The organism is Enterococcus wangshanyuanii (assembly GCF_002197645.1).
GTDB classification, from domain to species: domain Bacteria; phylum Bacillota; class Bacilli; order Lactobacillales; family Enterococcaceae; genus Enterococcus_L; species Enterococcus_L wangshanyuanii.
Genome location: NZ_CP021874.1, coordinates 1,832,390 through 1,856,930 on the forward strand (window position 1 = coordinate 1,832,390; position 24,541 = coordinate 1,856,930).

Genomic DNA, 24,541 nt, shown 5'->3' on the forward strand with positions numbered 1-24,541 from the left:
TCTTTTGATAGAAATAATCAGCCATTTCGCAAGCATTTATTTTGTGAATTTTGTACTTTTAGTATATTATAATTGTTAAGAGGTATGTACCAATATTTTCGAAAGGATATGAATTTTATGTTAAAACTCTATACGACAAATAGCTGTACATCATGTAGAAAAGCGAGAAAGTGGCTGATTGACCATGAGATTCCATTTGAAGAAAAGAACTTTGGCACGACTCCTATTACCTTAGATGAACTAAAAAATATATTAATTCTTACAGAAGAAGGAACAGAAGATATTATCTCGATTCGTTCCAAAATCTTCCAAAAATTAGCGATAGATATCAATGAATTGCCTTTACATGAACTTTTAGAACTAGTAAAAGATAACCCTGGTCTTTTACGCCGTCCAATTATGATCGATGAAAAAAGACTCCAAATCGGATTCAATGAAGATGAAATTCGTTGCTTCCTACCAAGATCAGTCCGTAAAAGAGAACTGTCCCAAACATTACTACTAAGCGGCTTATAACTGTTACTACCTCGAATCCAAAAAAACTCATCGACTGCTTTCTTTAAAAGACCAAGCAATCGATGAGTTTTTGATATTATTTCACAAACATTGCATAGCGTTACAAACGGCTATACCACAGTTAATAACAGACTTAAAAATAAAAAAATCCGTTTTTTCCCAACCGATTGAATAGACAATAGATTGTTCTATTCGATCGGTTGGGATTTTTATTATCTTTCAAGATAAATTCGCTAAAGGAGCAATTTTAACCGTCTTTTTACACATTACATAATACCTACCAATAAAACACAATTTGAATCCAATAGATTGATATAGTATACTTTTATCAAAACAAAAAGGAGAAACATTATGAAAAAGTTACTAGGGGTTACTTTATTACTGTTGGGTCTTGGTTTTAGCACAACTGTTGAAGCTCAAGAAAAATTTGAAATCAATGAGGAAAATAGGAACTTAATCGCAGAACTTTCAGCTTCTGAACCTGCAAATAAGGACTATATCGAGAGTACAATTAACATGTATTATGATGCACCTTCCGAAAATGATTCTGCAGAAGATTTTAACTCATTTTTAAATTCCGCGCTATCTGAATTAGATAATTTTGATTCTACACAAGATGAAAAACTAGAAGACGTGATTGAGTCTTCCGATCTTCCACAAAAAAGAGTTATTACACCATACCCAACAGCAATTGCAGCTTATAAAGCAGGCATCGCTGTTGTTGATCGCATGGGACATTGGCAAACGGCAAACTATATGAGACGTGCGATTGTGCCGTTAGACAAAATTGGTACTAATTACACTCCAGCAACTTATTATAATAAAGACGATACTTGGGCAAGAATGGTAGACAGTGAAAGTTTGATGACTGCATATTACAGTCGTTTGAAAGCTGAAGCGTTCAGAGGTGGACGATCTTCAGGATCGTTTTCAGGTACACATACTTTTCCTAGTGGACATCTTATGACTGCGTTGAGAGGTGTATCCTATACCGTATCATATAAAAAACAAGCAAATGGTAACTACTTTACTACAGTGAAAGTTACTGATATATTTGACTTTAAGTGGGAAGTTAACGGATATAGCAATAATTTTGGTGTAGGTTTCGGAAATAATTATTGTGTATTTGTCCAAACGTTAGGCGCCATCAAACCTTATAAAATTGAAATTGTGAGAACAATGTCAAGATAGGAGTTTATTATTGTGATTAATAGAAAAATAATAATTCAAAACTTGTATTTTGTTCTTTTTCTGGTTTGGCTAATAGGAGTTATCCTAACGTTAAATTTTCTCCCTATGCAAGACCCAGATACTTTAACGCTGGATGAGATGATTAATCTTCAAAAAAAATTTTCTATTAACTACGATCTAGGGCATCTGTTTATCAAGATAAGTGAGGTATTTTTTATAGCCTTAACTATTTACACGATCGTTTCTTTTTTACTAACAAAATACAAAAAGGAAAAGCAGTCTTAAGAGATTGCTTTTTTTATACAAAAAAACCAATAAAAAAAGCGCCTATCTCATAAGAGATAGGCGCTAAAGCAGTTTTATACAAAGGTAAAATGAAAAGTGTTAAGTTAGAGTTTGTTTGGTATATCTTAAAGACCGTTGAAAAGGATTAAAATCAAAGTATCCCCTTATTTCACAAACATTGCATCCCCGAAGCTAAAGAAGCGATAGCGTTCATTTATAGCATGATGATATGCAGCTAATGTCAAATCACGTCCTGCAAATGCACTGACTAGCATGACTAATGTGGACTTCGGTAAATGGAAGTTCGTTGAAAAAGCTTGAACGATCTTGAATTCATAGCCTGGTGTGATAAAAATATCTGTCCAGCCACTGTCTGCTTTAATTTGGCCATCAAATTTTGAGCCGATCGTTTCTAGCGTACGAATAGAGGTTGTTCCAACAGCAATAATTTTCCCGCCCTGTTGCCGAACCTCATTCAGCTGTTCTGCAGCCGTTTCTGTCAATCGATAAAATTCACTGTGCATCTCATGTTCAGCAATATTTTCTACACTAACTGGACGAAACGTTCCTAGGCCAACATGTAAAGTCAGATAGACTAACTTTACCCCTTTTGCTTGAATCTTCTCAAGTAGTTCTTGAGTGAAGTGTAAGCCGGCTGTGGGAGCAGCGGCAGAGCCGTTCTCTTTTGCATAGACCGTTTGGTATCGTTCAGGGTCTTCTAAACGTTCTTTGATATAGGGCGGTAGAGGCATTTCGCCTAAAGATTCTAAAATCTCCAAGAAAATCCCATCATAAGTGAAATCAACAATTCGGCCGCCATGCTCCAGTTCTTCAACAACTGTCGCCTTCAAACGTCCGTCACCAAAATGAATTTCAGTGCCTTTTTTAGCTCGTTTCGCTGGCTTGATCAGTGTCTCCCAAGTATCTCCTTGTGTATTCGTCAAAAGGAGCACTTCCAAATGCCCACCAGTCTCAGGTTTTTCTCCGTATAAACGCGCAGGTAATACACGTGTATCATTCATGACTAGCGCATCTCCAGCATTCAATTCATCAATGATGTCATGAAAATGCTTATCTTCTATTTCTTTTGTTTCACGGTTTAAGACTAAAAGTCGTGAGCTTGTTCGATCTTTTAGCGGTGTTTGAGCAATCAGCTCTTCAGGTAAATCAAAATCAAAATCTTCTGTACTAAGCATATTTGTCACTCTTTCTACTTGATTTGTCTTCGCTATTCTAACATTTTTTATTCTATCTGGCTATGAAGAAAGCAGCAAGACTAGTTATTTATTAGAAATGATCGAGTCTATTTTCTAATTAATCAATAAATGAAAATATGGACAGATATAACCCAAAATGAAGTAAAAGTAATTCTGCGGCGATTCTCTTTTCTTTCATCTATATTGGATATAACTGTCCACACCTTTGAATGATCAAAGACTAATTAAATCGGATTGAACATTACCACCTAAACGTTAGTCATCCGATTCAGGATATTCTTGATCGTTCATGAAAGTGTCAAATCAAAAGCAGACAAACACTTTTTGACTGTCGGCTTCAGTCCTAAAGCATCCATCCTATCGACTTTTTACACTTTCTAGATAGAAACAAACAAAAAAAATGGTGTTGGCAAACTACACCAACACCATTGCATGTTCAGTAAATAAGCATCACACAACCAACTAGCTCTATATGAAGAAAATCCTAGATATTTTCCTCAAAATTGAGTAAAATGGAGAGTGTTGATGTTATACATTAACACGGGCAACTTGATTGGTCAGCCTTTTCTGACTTCTCAGGGCTTCATAAATCAGCGCCAACTGATTTGTGAAGTGCCTTTTTTATTTTATTCGTTTCTATCTACTACTCATTTTAAAGAAAAACAATTTCATAGTCAACAAACTGTCAGATTAATTTCTGTTTATTTCATTTTTTCATAGCCTTCATCCTTTTCATCCGCTTAAAATGGGGATGTATCAAGGGAATCACCATACGCCCAAACAAACTCCTCAGATGGATCAGTTTTACTCTGTTTCTTTATTTTTTTAACTGCTGATCCGTACTTCTTTTCTGTCTTGGTCTCATCGATTAGAAACCCCCAATGGTTCTTTTTCTTCGCCTGAATGATATCCGTATAGTCGATCATATTTCTTTTCAGCCATTTTTTACGATCTAGTTCATAACCAAATTCAGTATGGAAAAATTCATCCTTTAGTAAAACGTATTTGGCAGAAGAGTCCATTCCTGCTGCCATACGATAAAGTTGCTCTGCCTCGTCAAAACAGTGCTCTTCATTGTAGATATCACCTAAATGAACAAGTGCATTGAAACAATCATTAAATCGTATACCGCCGTGTTTCATACTTCCTTCAATGACTAACTTAAAAAAATAGACCGCTTGCTTATAATCTTTCGTCTCTATAGCCATTTCCCCATACTTAAACCACTTTTTGATTTTTCTTTTATTAAACATATGCTCTCCTTATAATACTTGCCTTTTTGTTTTATACATTAGAAAGTGGAATTAGACTAGACTCGATCTAACTCCACTTTCTTTATTTTTACGTAAATAGTTCTATTTTAGACTTACTCTACTTTTTTCAAAATCTTGACGTCACCTGTTTTCGACTGCACATCAATACTGTATTTTCCAGAAGGTATCTTTGAAAAATCATTTTTTATTTCGCCTGTTCCTGTGCTCGCTGTGACTTTGACTGCTTGTGCAGGATCTTGAAGCCATTTAATAAAGCCAGAATGACTGGATACTTTAGCATTTACTTTGCTATCCTGAATTGAAATGATCGGTCCAGAAATATTTTCTATTTCTAGATTTCCTTTATTCTCTTCTGAGACGATTTTACCTTTTTCATTGCTCATTAGTAGATCGCCCTTCGTTCTCTTGACAATGACCTGGCCATCAGTTGCGGTCGCTTTTAGTTTCTTTGTCTCGGTATCTTCCAAAATCATTCGGCCGGAATGGTTGTTCAACACGATATTATCTGAGCGTAAGAATTTCAAAATAGACAGTCCGCTATTTCCTTCAATCATCAAATCACCTAGCATACCAGTAATAACCGTCTTTCCAGAATCACTTTTTACCTCTAGGTTCATGGCAGATTCTTCAATGATCACATCTCCAAAATCACTTTTCACATGACCTTCATCTGCAATGATATTCTTAGCATAGACATCTCCTGAAATTAAATTCAAATCAAAATTTTTCGTCTGAATATCTAGTAAGCGTAGATCTCCTTGGCTTAGACTCAAGCGAAAATCATCAAGAATTGTCCCTTTTGGAATAAAGAACATCACCTCCGAACGCCCTGTTTTAGTAAATGTATCAAAGATATTCTCTTTATCAAGGGTCAAATCGACCTTGTTTTTGTAAGAACCTTTTTCGATTTTTTGGATATCACTTTCTTTAAATCTTCCTTTGACCATCAAACTCGGCTTTTCAGTACTAGAAACTTCTACTGTTGTGATTTCGACATCTGCATCTGAATCAAAACTAAATGAAGCATTCTTGCTTGAAGAAAGCTCGATCTCTTTATAATACTGTCTTCCCGTATACATCAAACGATCTGTTAGAGAAAATACCAACAATCCCCCTAGACCTAATGCTAACGCTGCTGTAGATAAGATATTTACTAGTTTTTTCTTTTCAATAAACCAGCTTTTTACTAATTGAAGAATCAATGCAGCTGTAAAAAAACAAAGTATCAATGGAATAGCAGCTAGATTTTTTTCTTCGAGCAGTTCTTTGATTATATAGATGAGAGAAAAAGAAAACTCTGCCAACAATAAAAGTAATATCAAAGGTTTTAATACCTTAACTACTGTCTTTAATAACTTTTGCATTCTCTTTTTCTGTGTTTGAATAAAAACATCTTGGATCTCTTCTCGAGGAACAACAGATGTTTTCGCATTGATTGCAGCAGCTAAGCTTAGATCTGCATAATAGTCTGCTGCAATTTCTTGAGGTGAAGCAAGTCTGGCTACAACTTCAGCTTCTGTTTGTCCATCTTCTAAACAAACAGCTAGTTGCTCCAGTAGATCTTCTTTCAACTCATTGAATTCTTCTATATCTTCTTCAGCAAAAGCAGCTTTTAGCTGGTCTAAATATTCCTCCATCGTACTCACTAATCTGCCCTCCTCAACTCGTTTACTTGATCAACAAACTCGTCCCAGTCATGTTCCAAAAGTGCCAAATATTCTTGTCCCTTATCTGTTATCTGATAGTACTTTCTTGAAGGTCCATCTGGTGATTCTTTGGCGTAAATAATGCAGTAGGACTCTTTAACTAACCGACGTAAAACCGGATAAAGTGCCCCTTCGGTAATTGGTATAAATTGATTTACTCGTTGTGTTAATTCATAGCCGTAGCGATCTTCCTTTTGAATAAAATGAAGTACACACATCTCTAAAGCACCTTTTTTAAACTGGCTTGAAGCCCTCATCGCTCAATCCCCTTATCACAGTTTTGATTGACAAATTACTGACCGTCTTTAATACTTCCTACACTATACATAAACTACGAGTAAACAATCATGACCAATTTTTGCACCTATTCTTTCTAAATAAAATTTACATTTGAAACTTCCGCATGACTTAAAAAAGCGGAATCTGTTACCTATTTTATTCACGGGACAATCTATTGTTCAGCTTACTAATAGTTATTACGGTTGTAATTCTTTTTCTCTTGAATGATACCTTGACGCTCTGCCGGTGTCAAATTAGGATCGCTTAACTGGTTACCCCATTCTCTATTCTTTTGCCCACGTTCTTGCCCATTTGCCGAGGCTCCGGAAACAGCATCCGCTGGCGCTCCCGCTTCTTCTTGAACCTGAGCAGCTTCTTCTTGCTGATAAGCATCAGCAGGTTGTTCGGCGGCAGCTGATTGTTCAGAGGCTTGGGCTGCTGCCTGAGCCTCGTTTTCTGCTTTCGTTTCTGCTTCTACTTTTTTAGCCGCAGCTTTTTTCGCTTCTTCTTTTTGTTTCTGAGCTTTTTTGATCTCTTGCTCTTTCAATTTTGTTTTGATCGAATTTTCTACACGTGCAATTTTTTTAGAAACAACTTCGGCCAGCCGTTCTCTTTTTAAAGCAAATCGTTCTCTGACAACTTCATCTTTTGAAAAAGCAGCCTCTACTGTCGTACTGCCGATTTGGGTCGTACCTACACCGATCATTAAAAGAGCTATGCAAAATAATATAAATTTTTTCATTCTAACTTCTCCTTAATCAACATATTCTTTAGTCTAGTTATCCTTGGAATGCATCAAGTAACTCATTAAAGCTTTTTTCCTCATCTATGACCTTCCAATATTTCTTTTCCTTTTTATCTTGCTCCAGCTCTATACGAATCGTTTTAGATTTTGGTGCTGCTTTTAATTCTTTGAATGTCTTTTTTAACGCTTCAAATTGGATTTGATTAAGGTCTTCATCTTTTAGTCCATTCAATTCTTTCAATAATTTGTTTAGCTGCTTTTCATCGGTGAGCTTATCGATATCATCTAATGTCTTGATCGTATCGTACCCTTTGTTTTGTACCCATTTAACCAATTCTTCGTCTGTTTTTTTATCAACAACTTGATCGAATGTGCTTTGGTCCAATCCTGTTACTGTCACCTCAGCTTCAGATTTTTTATCTGACTGCTCTTTCATTTTAATAGAAAAGCTAGTCTCATTCTCTAGTTTTTGTTGGTAAATTTCTACTAATTCTTTGGCCTGAGCTTCGGATAAATCAAACAATTCGGAAAAATCCTGAACTAAATCACTTTGAGTGGGTGCATCTAAATCATAAAAGTACTTCTCTGCCTCTTCTTTGTCCTTACCATATATGACATTATTAATGAAAGCTTCCGTCACGTCTTTGGGATCAGCATTCTTCGTACATCCTGTGAAAACAACAATGATCAAAGCTAACATAATGATTATTCTCTGTTTTTTCATATGTCTAATTGGCTCCTTTTATAACAGTAACTGTTGATTTTTTTGTGCATCTTTTTTATTTTTGAAAATATACTTGAATAGCGTGTAAAATTTCACTCTAATTGATTGAATATCCCCTACATGTTCTGCATCTGAATAAATCAATCCTAACCACAAATAATGATTTTTTCGGGACAGCTTTTGAATTTTGAATGTAATCTCAACTTTTCCATCTAAGTTTAAGATACGCGAACGAACCATTTTTACTTCTTTTATTTTTTCAAAAGAAAGCAATCCTTCTTCTTGATTCAATAACTGACTTAAATAAGGATCATTTTGTTCAGCCGTAATGATCACACTTCGTTCACTCAAGTAATTGATTTGAACGGGTATGATCTGCCCTTCTTTGCTCATCTTTCCTTGATAATCCACTGGAATACTCATCGGCAGACGCGGACGTTCATACGCAACACTAACTGCAACCACTAAACTGACGATATTGTACAGCAGCCAGTAAAGATTGATCGATAAAATACTTTGCCATTGTAGATGGTGAATATCTAAATGAAAAATATAGTAGGATAAAGTAAACAGATTGATACACAATAATAAAATCTGTACCTTACAGTTGCGCCAATCAAAATATCCTTTTGAGCCTTGAACTCCCTTGATGGTTACGTGAAATTTTTTATTTTTCTTTGGACTAAATAAGGTTTCTTTCCAAACAGCCCAGGATACCTGAGGCGCCGTTACTAGTTCATAGATATTACTTATGAATGAATTATATTTTTTTCTAGCTACTGATTTGTACATCAGACTCCCAGATAAAAAGGCTGGCAGCCAAAATACGATCAGTTGCGTTAATGTAGTTTTCAAGCTTGCAATATTAAGAACTAGATATAGAAACGGCGACATCAAATAAATCAATTTATACATGCCAGAATACCAATACATCACACCGTCTAAATAGAACCATTTTTGAATAAAAGATAAATTTTTAAGTTTCTTCAACGTGTATTTTTTGATTACTTGAACATTGCCGCGCCCCCAGCGATCACGTTGTTTCACGTAATCACCCAATGTTTCTGGAGAAAGTCCAGAAGCCAACGCTTCGTTGACAAAAACCCCCTGCCAACCATTATTTTGCAACAACAATCCTGTAGCCATATCTTCTGTGATCACACCCGTTGTGAAACCACCGATCGACTCTAATGCCTCACGCTGGAATAAAGCATTACTTCCAACATAAAGGACAGCGTTAAAACGATCTTTCCCTTCCTCTAAACTACGCATGAAAAAGTCTTGTTCATTATTGATTTCACTGTCTAAGTATAAATTGTGTTGGAAGATGTCTGAGTTAAAAAATGTTTGCGGCGTTTGAATAAAACCAACTTTTTTGTTTGAAAAATAGCCTAGTGTTCGCTGTAAAAATTCTCTTTTCGGCACCATATCTGCATCTTGTGTCACGATGATCTGTCCGTTTGTTTGTGTTAAAGCGTAATTTAAATTTCCTGCTTTAGCATGCTCATGTGTAGGACGTGCGATAAATCCAATATGATGTTTTTCAGCTAATTTTTTAACGATCGGGCGATCACCATCATCACATAAATAGATATTCAATAGTTCTTTAGGATAATCGATCGATAAACAGCCTACAACTGTTCTTTCCAAAATTTCGATGTTTTCATTATATGTTGCCACTAGAATATCTACTGTGGGCAGCTCTTCTAGTGCATCAAGCTTTTTTTCTTTACGTTTATATGGTTTCCAAAATAAAAAGACTAGCGTAAACGCCTGTAAGAATCCCATAAACTCAGCCAAATACAATAGACTTCCAGCTATCATTTCTGGAATACTGCCGCTTGGAATCGTGTAAATCAAGCGCCATGACAAATAGATCAACTGAATAATGACAAATCCAGCTAATACAAATTTTCGATATTGTTCATTTTTTTTCGAAATAAAATAAAATAAATATAAATAGCTTAAACTAAATACCAAATAACCTAACCCAAATTTTTCCATTCTATTCTCCTTATCCTTCCTATTATTCATAAAATAATAGTCGCTAGACACCAATATACTAAGGTTTCTAACTATTGTCAATAGAATAATAGTCAAATTCTATTTTCCTTTAATAGCAGCTCTCAGCTATTTTTTTGATTCATAGCATTTCCACAAAAAAACATCTGATTTGTCCTAATCAAGGTTTTGTAGCATACTAGTAATATAGAAACATTCGTTATCTAGGTGTAAAACAGCAAAGATCGATTGAAAAACAGACTAAGAAAAAAGAATTTGGGGTGGGAAAGTTGATCGAATTTCAACATGTTTCAAAAATCTACAAAGGCGGTAAAATCGCCGTAGATGATGTCAATCTGTCGTTTGATAAAGGAGAATTTATTTGCTTTATCGGTACCAGCGGCAGTGGAAAAACAACATCGATGCGGATGATCAATCGAATGACAGATCCAACAAAAGGCAAAATCTTGATTAACGGTGAAGACATTCAAACGATCAATCCAGTAGAGTTACGAAGAAAAATCGGGTATGTTATCCAAAATATCGGCTTGATGCCGCATATGACGATCCGGGAAAATATTGTACTTGTACCAAAATTGCTGAAAGTTGATTTGGAAGAACGCAACAAAATCGCTGAGAAAATGATCGATTTGGTCGAGTTGCCTAGAGAAATGCTTGATCGTTATCCTAATGAATTATCTGGCGGTCAACAACAACGGATCGGGGTCGTTAGAGCTTTAGCAGCGAATCAGGATATTATATTGATGGATGAGCCTTTTGGTGCTTTAGATCCGATCACAAGAGATTCTTTGCAGGATTTAGTGAAAGACCTACAAGAACGTTTAGGAAAAACCATTGTTTTTGTTACACATGATATGGATGAAGCGCTGAAATTAGCGAATCGAATCGCCATTATGAGCGAAGGTAAAGTGATTCAATTTGATACACCAGATAATATTTTACGCCATCCTGTCAATGAATTTGTTGAAGAGCTGATCGGTGAGGATCGCTTGATCCAAGCGAAACCGGATATTACAACTGTGGGTGAAGTAATGCTGAACAACGCCATTACGATCACACCAGAAAAATCACTTTCTGAAGCGATCAAGCTAATGAGAGAAAAACGGGTAGATACGCTATTAGTAGTTGACGGGTCTGGTGTTCTGAAAGGCTTTATCGATGTTGAAACCTTAGACCGCCGTCGGAATAAAGCAACAAGTGTGAGTGATATCATGAATCCAAAAGTTTTCTTTGTAAAAAAATCTTCCTTATTGCGGGATACTTTACAGCGCATTTTAAAACGTGGATTGAAATACGTTCCTGTTGTTGATGACCAGCAAAAAGTCGTTGGTATCTTAACAAGAGCTTCTCTCGTAGATATCGTATATGACGTTATCTGGGGCGAAGAAGAACATACAGATGAAACTGAAACAACAGATGTCACACAGCCGCAAGCGGAGGTGTAAAAAATGAATCAGTTTCTTTTAGAACGGGGAAATGAGCTTGTTACAAAAATCGGTGAGCATATTTTCATCTCTGGAATGGCCCTTGGTTTAGGGATTTTGCTTGCGGTTCCAATTGGGATTTTACTAACACGCACCAAAAGAACGGCCGCTATTATTATTGGTTTGACTAGTGCCTTACAAACGGTCCCATCTTTAGCCCTATTGGCACTGATGATCCCCATTTTCGGTGTCGGAAAAATTCCAGCGATTATCGCATTATTTATCTATTCATTGTTGCCGATTTTGAGAAATACCTATATTGGAATCAAAGAAGTCAGCTCTGATTATAAGGATGCCGCTAAAGGAATGGGCATGACAAATGCACAGTCGATTTTCATGGTAGAACTGCCGATCGCCATGCCTACGATCATGGCTGGGATTCGCCTAGCTGCTGTTTATGTTATCGCTTGGGCAACCCTTGCTTCTTATATTGGCGCAGGCGGTCTAGGAGACTTTATTTTCAGTGGCTTGAATAACTATCAGCCTGATTTGATTTTTGCTGGTACGATTCCAGTAACGATTTTAGCTTTAGCTGCTGATTTATTACTGGGCTTATTAGAGAAGAAAATCACTCCTAAAGCATTAAGGGAGGCAGACGAATGAAACACAAATTAAAATTGTTCTTTATTGTATGTTGCAGTGCGTTGTTACTTTCTGGCTGCTCATTACCAGGATTGGCTTCTAATTCTGATGAAAATACGATCTCCATCACTGGCGGGATCACATCTGAGGCACAAATTTTGGCTAGTTTAGTTGCAGGAATGATCGAACATTATACAGATGAAAAGACAACGATCATCAATAATCTAGCGACAACAACGATCAATCACCAAGCGATGATCAATGGAGATGCCCAAATTTCGGCTGCTCGGTATACTGGGACCGATTTAACGACTACGTTAAATTTAGAACCGATCAAAGAACCAGAAAAAGCCTTCAATGTAGTACAGGCAGAATTTGAGAAAAGATACCAGCAAAAATGGTTTAAATCCTACGGTTTCGCTAACACTTATGCTTTCATGGTCACACAGGAAACTGCTAAAAAATATAATTTGAAAACAATCAGTGACCTCAAAAAAGTCGGCGATCAATTGACTGCTGGTGTAGATACTTCTTGGATCGACCGAAAAGGTGACGGCTATAAAGGCTTTACAGAAACATATGGCTTTGACTTTAAACGAGTCTTTCCTATGCAGATCGGTCTAGTCTACGATGCAGTAGCCGCTAATAAAATGGATGTTGTTTTAGGCTACTCTACAGATGGACGGATCGGCAGCTATGATCTAGTTATTTTAGAAGATGATCTGCATTTCTTCCCACCTTATGATGCCTCTGCAGTAGCAACAGATGAAGTCTTAAAGAAACATCCAGAATTAAATGATATTTTAGGGAAGTTGTCCGGAAAAATTTCGACAGAAACCATGCAAAAACTGAATTTCCAAGCAGACAATGATTTGATGGAACCTGAAACAGTTGCTGAGAATTTCTTGAAAGAACATCACTTCTTTGAATCTGTTGGAGGTGGAAATTAATGCAAAACTTACAAGATATGAATTTACTACAGCAGTTTCTCTATTACTTTGAGCAAAACGGCAGCTATGTGTTAAGCCAGTTCGTAAGACATTTTCTGATTTCCATTTATGGTGTTTTATTTGCGGCAATCGTGGGGATTCCCATCGGTATCTTCATCGCCCGCAGAAAAAAAATGGCCGGCTGGGTCGTTAGTATCGCTAACTTGATCCAAACGGTTCCTTCCCTTGCGATGCTGTCTATCTTGATGCTAGGACTTGGGTTGGGCGTAAACACAGTTATCGTCACCGTATTCTTGTATTCTCTTTTGCCGATCATCAAAAATACCTACACTGGTATGATCCAGGTGGACAGAAATATTTTAGATGTTGGGAAAGGGATGGGCATGACGAAATGGCAGCGGCTTTATATGGTTGAATTGCCGCTTTCAGTTTCTGTGATCATGGCTGGAATCCGTAATGCATTAGTTGTTGCGATCGGGATCACTGCCATCGGTGCCTTTGTCGGTGCAGGCGGTCTAGGCGATATCATTATCCGCGGAACCAACGCAACAGATGGTACAGCGATCATTCTTGTCGGCGCCTTGCCAACAGCTTTGATGGCGATCATTACTGACTGGGTACTAGGGATGATCGAGCGACGTCTTGATCCTGCAAGTAAACATTCATAAGCAATAAAAGAGGCTGAGACAAAAGTGTTTAGCTCCGAGAACCAAGTAGGTACTGTGCAGCATCAACTCATTCTTCGTTGTGTTTTACAGCAATAAGAAGGAATTTACGAAAATTGCTTTTCAAATTTTAGTGAATTTCTGCTTATTTCCGAAGGAGCTACTTTTTTCTCGCCGTTTATTCACGTTTAGAGAGCGAAACAAAACTGATTTTTAGTTTTGTCCCGCTCTCTTTTGTTTTATTTTTTTAATCGGTAACTGTACGTTGAAACGATCAGATTGTCCCGCAAAGCCAGACGAAGCCGTAAACGCAAGCTAGTTTGGTTATGAAGAATATTTTGCCAGCGCTTATTGGGAACGAATTGCGGAATCAAGACAGTCGTCGTATAGTTGCGTTTGGCTGAATTCTTACTAACTAAATCAACATAGCGTAAAATAGGATTCGTAATCGAGCGATAAGAAGAATGGACGATCGAAAAACGAATATCTGGAAAGGACTTTTTAAATTCCGCTTCGATTTCCTTTTCCTTGGCTGGGTCTTCATCAATAGAAACATGCATCGCTACAACATAATCGCCAATCGAGCGGGCATAGTTAACGGCTCCAACATTCGCTTTTGTGGCATTTCCAACCAGTACGATCACAGTGTTACCGTAAAATTTCTGCTCATCCACCGTTTCTTCCAAACGCAGCTGCTCTGCTACATTTTTATAATGCTTATGGATACTGTAAAAAACAAAGAGCAACACGGGCATAATAATGAAAAACGGCCAGATATCCGTTAGGCGATAAGCGAATAAAATGGCAATGATCGCATAAGAAATGAACGCTCCTACAATATTTGCAATTGATTTTGACAACCATTTCTTCGTTTCCTTACGCCATTTGACGACCATCCCTGTTTGAGATAAAGCAAATGGAATGAAAACACCGATGGAATACAAGGGAATCAAACGCTCTGTTGATCCTTGAAAAATCAGCAGGAGTACAACAGAACCCGCTGCCAAAGTCAAAATCCCATTCGAATAGCCTAGACGGTCGCCTCGATCCATATACATATGCGGCATAAACTTATCTTTCGCTAAATTGTAAGCTAAAACTGGAAAGGCTGAAAATCCTGTATTTGCAGCTACCGCTAAAATCAAGGCCGTTGCAAACTGTAAAATATAATACAAAATATTTTGACCAAAAACAGCTTGTCCGATTTGAGCCAGTACGGTCATTTCCGTTTTAGGAACAACTCCGTACCAGTAGTTGATAAATGTGATACCGACAAAGAAAAATCCTAAAATCGTCGCCATCAAAGCCAATGTACCAGCAGCATTTTTAGCTCTTGGCTTTTTAAAAAAAGGAACCGCATTGCTAATTGCTTCCACACCTGTCAACGAAGATGACCCAGAAGAAAAAGCACGTAAGATCAACGCGATCGTAATACCTGGTACAACTGTCCCAGGTATCGCTGTTGCGTGCAGCGGCACTGCCCCAGTCATGATTTTGAACAATCCAGTTACGATCAGCAAAGTGATGACTGCAATAAAGCTATAGACTGGAAACATCAAAAATCCTGCCGATTCTCTCAATCCTCGTAAATTCATCAGCATGATCAACAAAACAATTCCGATCGAAATGATCACCTGATGCCCGTATAGTGCTGGCACGGCTGAGATGATCGCTTCAGCACCAGCTGAGACTGAAACTGCTACTGTCAGCATATAATCCACTAATAACGAACCACCAGCAATTAAACCAGCATTTTTCCCTAAGTTCTCACTACTGACAACATAGGCTCCGCCTCCATGAGGATAAGCATGAATGATTTGCCGATAAGATAACGTTAATGAAATAAGTAAAATAATAACAAAAGCAGCGATCGGCAAAGAGTACCAAATAGCGGCCGCCGATAAAGTAACCAGCACGACAACGATTTGTTCCGTACCATAAGCAATTGAAGATAATGCATCTGATGATAATAAAGCTAAAGCTGCAAATCGACTTAGTTTATGTTCATCATTCTCAGTAGACTTTAGTGGTTTTCCGATAAATAATCGCTTCAAGTAATCCACTTTGTTTCCTCCTTTACTTTCAATAAAATGCTAAACAGTCTCTCTGAAATCTTTCAGAAAAACATATTTTTCTACAAACAATCACATATGCTACGCTCTTACATCGTAATTGTCAATTATAAGTTAGTAAATTTAATGATAGAAATAGCCAGTTTTCATTTCTCTCTCTTTTTCCTATTTTAGCAAGAGTTGACTGAACAAAAAAATATTCCGCTTATGCACTACTAATACAAAAGTTGATTAGGTTCGAGCAATTTGATTTTTAGCCACCTTCTATTAAGAATCAAAAGAAAGCGGAACAAAACTAAAAATCAGTTTTGTTCCGCTCTCTGAACCCGAATAAGCATAAAAAAATGAGTGCCGTTTTCTTCAACGTTCAAGTATTTTCCATGCGTGATGTTGGTCAAAATAATTGGCTTCTTTTTTTGCAGTAGCTATTACAGTTTCGGGGTAATTCAGTACTTCTAATAATCGAATCGCATTCCTCGTCCGCGCAGGTCCCTCTTTCAATAGATAATCAAACGTTACGCCATTTTTCCCAGTTACTTGTTCTTCAAAATGAACGTTGGCACAGGACTCTCTCAAAACTTCAGTCAGCTCAATATCATGAGTAGCAATGAATGCTAGAGAAGGATAATCTTTCAACCAGTGCACCATACTTGATGAAGCTGCGATACGCTCAATGGTATTCGTTCCTTTTAGTATTTCATCGATAAAACAAAAACAGGGTACATTTGTTTCAACCAGATCCAGTACACGCTTGACAGATTTGATCTCCGCTACAAAGTAACTATCTCCTTCAAAAATATCATCTTCTACCGCCATCGAGGTTAAAACATGGCCAAAGGGCAAGCGAAAGGTCTTTGCTAGTGCTGTATGAATCGTTAAAGATAGGAGACAACTGATTGCAACGCTTTTGACATATGTTGACTTACCTGAGGCATTAGAGCCTGTCACAAGCGTATTTTTAGCCCATTCAACTTGATTTGGTACAGGCGTTTGCAACAAAGGATGATAGACCTCTGTTCCACGTACACAAATGTCTTCACTAAAAACAGGTTGACTGGTGTCAGGCATAAGCAGTCGAAAATTCAATACAGCTGCTGCCACTTCTAATTCTCCTAATAAACGCCATAATTCTTTTGCCTGTTCTTCATGATCCGCTAATTTCTCCAAAACAAAGTTATAAGAAATAAACGGCAACATAAAAATCATCGATAAATAGTCAAATAGCAACTCTGCTTCGCTATTTGACTTCATTCGAAAAGCAACTCCAAACTTTGTCATCGATGCTAATGGCGTGAGCGTTCTTTTTATTTCCTCTTGAAATGGGGTTTCAATCTTAGCTATCTTCTTAGCACAAGCAATCGTTTGAACTAAGTAACCCATACAAGCTAATTCTCGCTCCAATGTTTCCTTTTTTATTTGATAGTAAATAACATTGAAAAGAACTGAACCCAAAAGAAGGACAATCGACAAGGTACTCGGCAATAAGATGAGCATTGCCAATCCAACCAGTGGTAATAATCCTAAAAATAGATAAATTTTAGTATAAGGTAACTCTTGCTCTCTTGTTTCACTCAAATAACTTTCAACATGATTATTATCTTTTTTCCCAAGACAAGCAAATAGATACTGTATTTTTTCTCTAATTTCAGAATTCTTTTTATAATAAGAAATCAAGACTTCTAGACGATCATGACGATCTTTGGAAAAATCGAAATTTCTTAAACGCTGATACAAGGCTTCTGAACCAATACTAGAGTATGTTGCGTTGACTTGTTCAAAAATAGTATAACCGTCCAAATCATACCAAGTAATATCATCGATCTCGCTATCAAATGTCCGATATTCCTTCGATTGTTGCCAAGCTTTCTTTAAGCTTTCTTCCTTATCGAAAAAACGACTAGTGAAAAAGGTTCCCCACTTATTTTTTACCAATTTTTTTAGTTTTATTCGATTGATCAGCTCGATCAACCCAATCAATAAAATGACCAGCACGATAAACCCTACCACTATCAACTGCATTTCCATTACCTCGCCCCCTACTTTCACTCATAGTATAAAGTGTTCCCCTCTCATAAACAAGATGGATAACACGCAGAATAAAAAAAACTGCAATAAGCCTTTATAAGCACTCATTACAGATTATTTTTTGCATCTATATTTGGTAATATTCCTGATTCATACTTTCGTATTCATCTAAATGCCATTCCTGATCAGCTGTTTCAACAACTGGTATTTCCTTTGATCGAAAAGTAGCAACTTTTTTAGGCGTATCAGCGTCTTCTGCCAGCATATGCGAGATCGTTTCATCCTGCATGCGAATCACATGCTTTAGGCGAACCTTCTCCAATTTCAACTCAGTGATTTCTTCCTGCTGTATCTCTTGCTTCTCAAATAGATTCTGCAGTACTTGTTTTTCTTTCACAATAACTAATGCTAAAACCGTTAGCATAACAATCAGAAAATACACGACAATCAACAAATTCATATCCATTTTTTATTCCTCCTAACAATCCGTTCTTATGGTAACACGTTAGGGAGGCTTATTTTTCTCATTTTTTTAGTAAAAATAGGCATTTATACATATTTTTTTGAGAAAACGATATATTATTCTTATTTATATTCAAAAAATGATATTTAAAGTAAATATATATGGTCGAAAGTCACTTCTACAGGATATTCTCCAATGTTACGATACACCTGCTCTTGAATCCTGATTTTCAATTCTTGGTCAGTTGCTTTAAAGTGGCTGGGAACAACTAGATCAAATAAAATACGCGGTCTATCTCCATGCTCGATCAAACGAATATCATGAGCCCTCAAGTCACTATTGATCGACTTGATGATTTTTTTTATTTCCAGATGGACAAACTGTTGTCTTTGATCATGTAAATTCACAGGATCAATATGACAAACTAGATCAACTCCCAGCTGATTTCTAAATTTTTGTTCAATTTCATCGATTTTTTCGTGAGCATGAGGCAAATCCCAGCGATCGTCGATTTCAATATGTACAGAAGCAAATGTTTTATTTGGCCCGTACTGATGGATCAACAAATCATGATAGCCTACGATGTCGGTCACAGAAGACAAGTATTCTTTCATTTGGTCGATCGCTTCTTGATCTGGTCTTAAACCCATCAACTCATTAACAAACTCTCGAATCAACTGTAAGCCACTGAAAATGATATAACAAGCAATCAACAGACCTACGAATCCATCGATTTTTAGTCCTGTGATTCCCTCAACTGACGCAGATACTAACACCGCAATCGTCGTAAAGACATCATTCAAACTATCTTTTGCAGTCGCAACTAATGCATTCGAATCGATTTTTTTTGCGATTCTCTGATAAAAAATTCCCTGCCAAACTTTAATAAGGATCGATAGCAAGAGAACTACTAAAATCACTGGAGTGACTTTGATACTCTGTGGGTCTCTGATTCGGTCGATCGATGTCATGAAAAATTGAAACCCAACGAAAGTGATCAATAATGAAACCAACATACCACTGATATACTCAAAACGCTCATGTCCATAAGGATGCTCCTTATCTGCGGGCTTTCCTGAAATATAAAAACCAACGAGTGTTAGCACAGAAGAAACTGTATCGGATAAGTTGTTCATAGCATCTGCCATGATCGATACACTACCTGAAACCAAGCCAATCAACAATTTACTCACAAAAAGCAGCAAGTTTGATAGTAAGCCCATGATACCTGCAAAAATACCAAAAGCAGTTCTGATATCTGATTTTTTCTGTTGTTTCTTTTCAAAGCGCTCAATTAAAAAATTTATCATCACGATTCCTACCTTTTTTTAGCGTATCTTGACACTATAAAATGATTTCTTCTATTTGTATAGTAAAATGTGGTTTTTTTTAGTGAGTTTTTATTGTTTAGAATGTCCCAAGTTGATTGCTTGGGCAACATGCCTTTTTTATTAGGCAACCCTTGAAAATTCAATTCTCGACTCAATAGTAAAAGATCAAGAAAACTTAAAAAATAGTTTTCTTGATCTTTTTTCTGATTTTTTAATGGAAAATATGACTTTCATGGGAAACACTAGCCAATTTCTTGGTTTTTTCTTCTATATGTGGATATAAAAGTATCCCTGCCAAACAGAACACGATCGTGATAACGACCAAAATCAGGATCGCTTTCCAAGCATTCGGCCAATAGATTCCCCCTGCTGATTCTCTCAATAGGTTGACCGCATGCGTAAATGGTAGGAGCGGATTGATAAATTGGAAGAACTTCCCGGAAACTTGGATCGGATAGTTCCCGCCGCCGCCGGATATAGAGAGAACAAGAATGATGATCGCAATCCCTTTCCCTACATTACCAAATAAGGCAACTAATACGTATACCATCATCATAAATGCCAGCGCGATCAGTAATGCAAAGAGCACACTATAAAACGGCTGTCTTACATCTACACCCAATAAGAAGTAATTTCCTAATGTTACGATCAACGCTTGAGCTAAGCCCATCACGATAAATGTCAGCATTCTTGCAGAAAATTGTTCACGTTTTGAATACTTGCCGCGATCTTTTTCCTCTAAATAGAAATCAGTTGTTGCGACACTTGAAAATAGTACCGCTCCAACCCATAGACATAACGCTGTATAAAATGGGGTACTCGCAGAACCATTATTGGCAATTGGATAAATTTGTTTTTCAGAGATTTCCACTGGTTTTGCGAAAAAGTCACTTTCAGCATTGGCATCCAGTTTAAGCAGCTTGATCACTTCTCCAAGGTCAACATCCTTTTCCCCTTCTCTGATCGCTTCAGCAGCTTTATGCAGGCCTTTTTTGATATTCGGCCAGTCATTTTTAACTAGATCATTCGCTTTATTTAAAGCAGCTTCTAAATCAGGCATTTTATCGTTCACTGTTTTCAGTGTTCCAGTGATATTGTCTCTGATTCCTGGATAATCATTTTGGATAAACGCCGCTGCTAGCCCAAGCTTGTCTTCAATGATCGGCAATTCATTATTATAAAGGTCAGCACCTTTATTGATTCCGTTGACGATCGTATCCATGTGTCCATTCAATAGAACATTCGCATCATGAACTTCTTGCTTGATAGCTGGTAATTCTGCCTGATATTTTTCTAAAATTCCTATAGCATTAGCAACCGTTGCTTCTGTTGAACGCAACAATGCTGCAAAATCAACTTGTTTGGCTTGGGATAAAAGTCCTTGGGCAGTATGGATCGTATCGATCAATTTCGTTAAAATATCGTTGACGCTAGCAGTCACACCATCAACATCGATACTGCCGGCAAGACTACTAATATTATCTGCTGTTGCTCTAATTTCATTTAAAACAGCTTCTAATTCCTCAGCAGAAATAGCATCTGCATCAATGCTATCGACACGTGCTTTCAGTCCTCCGATCAATGTACTTACACTTGTCAAATTATCGATGATCGGTTGTAGATCTTGATTTCCAGCGGATTGTTGAATATTCGTCAACATCACGATCAATTGATCGATCGCTGCTTGTTGTTTCGCTAGACTATCTGAAAACTGAGCCAGTAACTGTTTCAAGGCTGCACGCTCTTCCGGCGTCAATTCATTATCTGATAACAATTGTTCGATTTGTCCAGCGATCGCTGAAACATTTGAGCTGATCGTTTGAACAGAATCCAGCGTTACTTTGATACTGCTGGTAATGCTTGGCAAAGCTTCTTGCAATTTGGAAGCACCGTCACTTGTAGCACTTGCCAGCTGATCTGCTTGATCTCCTAATTTTTGAATATCTGGTAATGCTTGTTGCACACCTTGAATGATGATCAATCCTTGTTTGGCTTCTTCGATCCCTTCATTCATGGTTTGTTCTACAGAAGCAAAATCTTCATCGATCATTGCCAATTGTTTTCCTGCATTTTGGATTTCCGGGATTTTTTCTTGTAAAGTCAAAATCACTTTTGCCTGCTCTTTGATCGCTGGCATCTTAGCATTTAAATCAACTAATTTAGCGCCTAATGCATCCACTTCAGGCAAATACTCGACAAATTCATTGGCTTTTGCCAATTTTGTTTTCAATTCAGGCATCTTCCCATGTAAAGCAACGACTTCTTGTGTATATTTATCGATTTCAGCGATATTCGTATCTGTTGAAAGGATCATATCCTTTACTTTCGTAATACTCACTAGATTTGAATCTAGGTCATAGCCGATTTCGTTAAAAACACGAACCAAGGTGTTACTGGCTGTTTCAGTGAACTGATCTGTGATTTGTGCCTGTAGCGAGGTAGCTCCTTTTTCCGCAATCTTTGGCGCGATCGCATTGATCTTTTCATTGATGGAATATTCTATTTTCGGCTTTGTGATTTCTCCCGTGGTAAAACTCAGCAAATCTTTTGAGAAGTCTTTAGGCAAATAAATACCTGCGTAGTATTTCCCAGATTTTACCCCTTTATCCAATTCCTTTTTTGAATCAACGAATTTCCAACCAAGCTGCTTATTTTCATGAAGATTTTTTAAAACTTCCTCACCAATATTAACTTTTTTATCCTTGAATGATGCAGCTTGATCATCACTGTAGACAGCAATCGGTAATTCTCCAGTATTTGCATATGGATCCCATAAAGCTTTAATATTAAACCATGCATAAAGAGATGGAATAATCATCAGTGCAATAATCAATAATGTTGCGATCGGATTTTTAAAAATGCGCTGCCAATCTAATTTGAATAACTTCAATGTGTTTTTTATATGTTTCATCCTGCTCACCCACTCTTTTTAATGACTGATATACTTTAGCATAATTTTTTTATCCATAACAAATGAAAAATGATGATTTTGTCTATTTCTACGACAAGTAATTAAAACTGTCGTAGAATTTTTTAGTTCTCGGTTTTAAATAACGATGATTTATCTCTTAACAGCTAAAAAGAGACAAACTCATCCTGTTGAATCAGCTTGTCTCTTTTTGCCGAGCTTATAATTTTGCTGAAAATTCTGATACTACTTTTTTTACTTCATTTACTGAATCCGGATCTAAATAAGACAATGCTCTAGGAACCACACTCATCAGATACATTTTATCAAGCTTATCTGTCGCTCTTCTTTCCATCAATTCCGCTAGCAAATGTTTCATGTCTTCTTTGTGATCCTCTTTGGTACGATCCATTATGAAGTCATAAAACTTCTGTTCCTCTGCTTTCATCTGCGATGCCTCCTAGATTTTTATTCTATTATAAGCTTAAATCCCTTTAAGTAGAAGTAATTTGCCTTTAAACAATAAAAACAGCAGGAAAAAAAGATTTCCTGCTGTTTTATACGATAAATGAAGATTAAACGCCATATTTTTTGATTAAAAATTCATACGCCGCCTGACTAATAAATCCTAGCGGTTGATTGATCGCGGGATTGAAATAAAAATCCATAGTGACTAATTCTTCCAATGTCGTTTCTTTATCGATTGCTAAAGATAGTGTATTGATCGACTGTGTAATGTCTTTTTCAGACATTAATTGCCCTCCAATCAACTTATGCGTACTTTTCTCAATGACTAAATTCACGTGAACCTCTTCTTGTACTTTAAGATAAGGCATCTGACAAGGCAATGTCACAAAAATGCTTTCCGCTTCGATCCCTTCAAAAATCGCTTCATCTGCTGTCAAGCCAGTAGTAGCAATGTAGCACCCGAAGATTTTCGTAGCAGTTGTTCTTTGTGTCATATTGAAGTTGATCGTTTGACCTAACACATTCATTGCAGCGACGATCGCACTTCTCACAACATTATTCACCAATGGAATAAATGATTTGCGGTAACTATTCCGAACTGGATAAGAAGTAACATCCCCAATCGCATAAATATCCGGATCACTGGTCTGCATCTGCTCGTTTACTCGTACTGTACCGTTTGTATTTAAATCCAAAAATTCTTTGACCAACGTTGTATCTGGACGGGCATTTACTGCAACGATCACATAGTTATTGCGAATTTCTTTATTTGTTGTATGTGTCACGAACAACTCTTTATCTGTATCAGAAAAACCAAGAACACTTTCATTTAAATGTAAATTTATACCTGAATCGATGATCTTTTTTTCGATTATAGAGGCAATTTCTTTTCCAAGATAACGAAAAAGGATAGAATCTGCACTCTCGATTAAATGAATCTCTTTGCCTTGATCTTTTAACGCATCACATAGCTCTACACCAATGTATCCTCCACCTACGATCGAGATAGATTGTGCCTTTTCTAAGTTTGCTAATGCATTCACTGAACTTGGATAACTTTTATACATAGTGACTTTATCCTCACTAGGCAATGTTAGGTTTGTCGAAAACTGATTTGAGCCTGTCGCTAGAATCAATTTATCGTAGCCCAATTCACTTTTTTGTCCATCCTGACTTTCGAAAATAACTGCCTTTCTTTCAGGATCGAGCGCTGTCACAGCTGTATTAAGTAAAACATCGATCCCTTTTTCTTCTAATTCTTCCAAAGTAAGATATCTGACTTGATCCAGTTCATCGACCATGTCATTCATTTTTAAAATAATGCCACTTGAAATAAAACTAATCTCAGTTCTTTTTTCTATTAAAAGAACTTCAGTACTGGAATCTAGTCTTTTTAACGTTAATGCTGCCTGAAGTCCCCCATGGGAAGCTCCAATAATTACTACTTTCACTAAAGTTCTTCTCCTTCCAACCACTTGTAACTATAATAATTGCATAAATATCAAAAAAAAAAAGAAGATCACGCTTCATTATATACAAAATTTTAGTTTTTTTAAATAATAATAAGTGATAAATTTCTTTTTATAAGTTGCGTATTGCCATTTCCATGTGAATCAAGTATCCTTAAAGTGAGG

The 24,541-nt window shown here is 36.9% G+C and carries 21 protein-coding genes; 7 read left to right on the forward strand and 14 right to left on the reverse strand.

Features of this window, described 5'->3' with window-relative positions; genetic code table 11:
- The first annotated feature begins 117 nt into the window (after positions 1-117).
- From spxA to CC204_RS08905, 3 genes are all read left to right on the forward strand, one after another.
- Entirely contained in the window at positions 118-516 is a 399-nt protein-coding gene (gene spxA, locus CC204_RS08895) for a transcriptional regulator SpxA (protein WP_087641539.1), read from the forward strand.
- A 351-nt stretch (positions 517-867) separates the two neighbouring features.
- Positions 868-1,707, forward strand: coding sequence for a hypothetical protein (locus tag CC204_RS08900; protein WP_088269865.1), 840 nt, complete (start codon positions 868-870; stop codon positions 1,705-1,707).
- A gap of 12 nt (positions 1,708-1,719) precedes the next feature.
- On the forward strand, positions 1,720-1,992 hold the full coding sequence (locus tag CC204_RS08905; RefSeq protein ID WP_088269866.1) for a hypothetical protein: 273 nt from the start codon (positions 1,720-1,722) through the stop codon (positions 1,990-1,992).
- Positions 1,993-2,156: 164 nt separating this feature from the next.
- Here the strand turns inward: CC204_RS08905 and queA are convergent, their stop codons facing one another.
- The 7 genes from queA to CC204_RS08945 form a co-directional block, all read right to left on the reverse strand.
- Positions 2,157-3,188, reverse strand: a complete 1,032-nt coding sequence (queA, locus tag CC204_RS08910) for a tRNA preQ1(34) S-adenosylmethionine ribosyltransferase-isomerase QueA (protein ID WP_088269867.1) — start codon at positions 3,186-3,188, stop codon at positions 2,157-2,159.
- A gap of 761 nt (positions 3,189-3,949) precedes the next feature.
- Complete coding sequence (locus CC204_RS08920) at positions 3,950-4,462, reverse strand: tetratricopeptide repeat protein (RefSeq protein ID WP_088269869.1); 513 nt, start codon at positions 4,460-4,462, stop codon at positions 3,950-3,952.
- Positions 4,463-4,575: 113 nt separating this feature from the next.
- Positions 4,576-6,120, reverse strand: a complete 1,545-nt coding sequence (locus tag CC204_RS08925) for a DUF4097 family beta strand repeat-containing protein (protein WP_227011263.1) — start codon at positions 6,118-6,120, stop codon at positions 4,576-4,578.
- A gap of 8 nt (positions 6,121-6,128) precedes the next feature.
- Positions 6,129-6,446, reverse strand: a complete 318-nt coding sequence (locus tag CC204_RS08930; RefSeq protein WP_087640883.1) for a PadR family transcriptional regulator — start codon at positions 6,444-6,446, stop codon at positions 6,129-6,131.
- A 209-nt stretch (positions 6,447-6,655) separates the two neighbouring features.
- On the reverse strand, positions 6,656-7,210 hold the full coding sequence (locus tag CC204_RS08935) for a hypothetical protein (RefSeq protein ID WP_088269871.1): 555 nt from the start codon (positions 7,208-7,210) through the stop codon (positions 6,656-6,658).
- Between the two features lie 37 nt (positions 7,211-7,247).
- Entirely contained in the window at positions 7,248-7,937 is a 690-nt protein-coding gene (locus CC204_RS08940) for a hypothetical protein (protein ID WP_088269872.1), read from the reverse strand.
- 18 nt (positions 7,938-7,955) lie between these two features.
- Positions 7,956-9,941, reverse strand: coding sequence for a glycosyltransferase family 2 protein (locus CC204_RS08945; RefSeq protein WP_157894265.1), 1,986 nt, complete (start codon positions 9,939-9,941; stop codon positions 7,956-7,958).
- A gap of 287 nt (positions 9,942-10,228) precedes the next feature.
- Here CC204_RS08945 and CC204_RS08950 point away from each other — a divergent pair, with 287 nt between their 5' ends.
- The 4 genes from CC204_RS08950 to CC204_RS08965 are packed head-to-tail and all read left to right on the forward strand — an operon-like array spanning position 10,229 to position 13,643.
- A complete protein-coding gene (locus tag CC204_RS08950) occupies positions 10,229-11,404 on the forward strand; it encodes a betaine/proline/choline family ABC transporter ATP-binding protein (RefSeq protein WP_176372826.1) in 1,176 nt (391 codons plus the stop codon).
- Positions 11,405-11,407: 3 nt separating this feature from the next.
- Complete coding sequence (locus CC204_RS08955; protein WP_087640878.1) at positions 11,408-12,046, forward strand: ABC transporter permease; 639 nt, start codon at positions 11,408-11,410, stop codon at positions 12,044-12,046.
- A complete protein-coding gene (locus tag CC204_RS08960; RefSeq protein ID WP_088269874.1) occupies positions 12,043-12,975 on the forward strand; it encodes an osmoprotectant ABC transporter substrate-binding protein in 933 nt (310 codons plus the stop codon). Before CC204_RS08955 ends, CC204_RS08960 begins: the two co-directional genes overlap by 4 nt.
- On the forward strand, positions 12,975-13,643 hold the full coding sequence (locus CC204_RS08965; RefSeq protein ID WP_088269875.1) for an ABC transporter permease: 669 nt from the start codon (positions 12,975-12,977) through the stop codon (positions 13,641-13,643). The genes CC204_RS08960 and CC204_RS08965 overlap by 1 nt, the downstream gene beginning before the upstream one ends.
- Positions 13,644-13,879: 236 nt before the next feature.
- Here CC204_RS08965 and CC204_RS08970 read toward each other — a convergent pair whose 3' ends face one another.
- From CC204_RS08970 to CC204_RS09000, 7 genes are all read right to left on the reverse strand, one after another.
- Entirely contained in the window at positions 13,880-15,703 is a 1,824-nt protein-coding gene (locus tag CC204_RS08970) for an APC family permease (protein ID WP_088269876.1), read from the reverse strand.
- A 369-nt stretch (positions 15,704-16,072) separates the two neighbouring features.
- Positions 16,073-17,737: a MutS-related protein gene (locus tag CC204_RS08975; RefSeq protein WP_088269877.1), complete on the reverse strand. Its 1,665-nt coding sequence runs from the start codon at positions 17,735-17,737 to the stop codon at positions 16,073-16,075.
- Between the two features lie 127 nt (positions 17,738-17,864).
- Complete coding sequence (locus CC204_RS08980) at positions 17,865-18,203, reverse strand: hypothetical protein (protein WP_088269878.1); 339 nt, start codon at positions 18,201-18,203, stop codon at positions 17,865-17,867.
- 143 nt (positions 18,204-18,346) lie between these two features.
- A complete protein-coding gene (locus tag CC204_RS08985; protein WP_188634502.1) occupies positions 18,347-19,510 on the reverse strand; it encodes a cation diffusion facilitator family transporter in 1,164 nt (387 codons plus the stop codon).
- A 232-nt stretch (positions 19,511-19,742) separates the two neighbouring features.
- Positions 19,743-22,442 (reverse strand): YhgE/Pip domain-containing protein, encoded by a 2,700-nt coding sequence (locus tag CC204_RS08990; protein ID WP_088269880.1) that lies wholly within the window; start codon positions 22,440-22,442, stop codon positions 19,743-19,745.
- Positions 22,443-22,659: 217 nt separating this feature from the next.
- Complete coding sequence (locus CC204_RS08995; RefSeq protein ID WP_087640872.1) at positions 22,660-22,887, reverse strand: hypothetical protein; 228 nt, start codon at positions 22,885-22,887, stop codon at positions 22,660-22,662.
- 127 nt (positions 22,888-23,014) lie between these two features.
- A complete protein-coding gene (locus CC204_RS09000) occupies positions 23,015-24,358 on the reverse strand; it encodes an FAD-dependent oxidoreductase (RefSeq protein ID WP_088269881.1) in 1,344 nt (447 codons plus the stop codon).
- Positions 24,359-24,541: the final 183 nt, after the last annotated feature.

Coding starts and splice junctions, on each gene's coding strand:
- CC204_RS08940 (WP_088269872.1), bottom strand. CDS start 7,937: ATGAAAAAACAGAGAATAATCATTATGTTAGCTTTGATCATTGTTGTT.
- CC204_RS08985 (WP_188634502.1), bottom strand. CDS start 19,510: ATGATAAATTTTTTAATTGAGCGCTTTGAAAAGAAACAACAGAAAAAA.
- CC204_RS08930 (WP_087640883.1), bottom strand. CDS start 6,446: ATGAGGGCTTCAAGCCAGTTTAAAAAAGGTGCTTTAGAGATGTGTGTA.
- spxA (WP_087641539.1), top strand. CDS start 118: ATGTTAAAACTCTATACGACAAATAGCTGTACATCATGTAGAAAAGCG.
- CC204_RS08925 (WP_227011263.1), bottom strand. CDS start 6,120: ATGGAGGAATATTTAGACCAGCTAAAAGCTGCTTTTGCTGAAGAAGAT.
- CC204_RS08975 (WP_088269877.1), bottom strand. CDS start 17,737: ATGGAAATGCAGTTGATAGTGGTAGGGTTTATCGTGCTGGTCATTTTA.
- CC204_RS08900 (WP_088269865.1), top strand. CDS start 868: ATGAAAAAGTTACTAGGGGTTACTTTATTACTGTTGGGTCTTGGTTTT.
- CC204_RS08990 (WP_088269880.1), bottom strand. CDS start 22,442: ATGAAACATATAAAAAACACATTGAAGTTATTCAAATTAGATTGGCAG.
- CC204_RS08960 (WP_088269874.1), top strand. CDS start 12,043: ATGAAACACAAATTAAAATTGTTCTTTATTGTATGTTGCAGTGCGTTG.
- CC204_RS08980 (WP_088269878.1), bottom strand. CDS start 18,203: ATGGATATGAATTTGTTGATTGTCGTGTATTTTCTGATTGTTATGCTA.
- CC204_RS08920 (WP_088269869.1), bottom strand. CDS start 4,462: ATGTTTAATAAAAGAAAAATCAAAAAGTGGTTTAAGTATGGGGAAATG.
- CC204_RS08935 (WP_088269871.1), bottom strand. CDS start 7,210: ATGAAAAAATTTATATTATTTTGCATAGCTCTTTTAATGATCGGTGTA.
- CC204_RS08995 (WP_087640872.1), bottom strand. CDS start 22,887: ATGAAAGCAGAGGAACAGAAGTTTTATGACTTCATAATGGATCGTACC.
- CC204_RS08945 (WP_157894265.1), bottom strand. CDS start 9,941: ATGGAAAAATTTGGGTTAGGTTATTTGGTATTTAGTTTAAGCTATTTA.
- queA (WP_088269867.1), bottom strand. CDS start 3,188: ATGCTTAGTACAGAAGATTTTGATTTTGATTTACCTGAAGAGCTGATT.
- CC204_RS08955 (WP_087640878.1), top strand. CDS start 11,408: ATGAATCAGTTTCTTTTAGAACGGGGAAATGAGCTTGTTACAAAAATC.
- CC204_RS08965 (WP_088269875.1), top strand. CDS start 12,975: ATGCAAAACTTACAAGATATGAATTTACTACAGCAGTTTCTCTATTAC.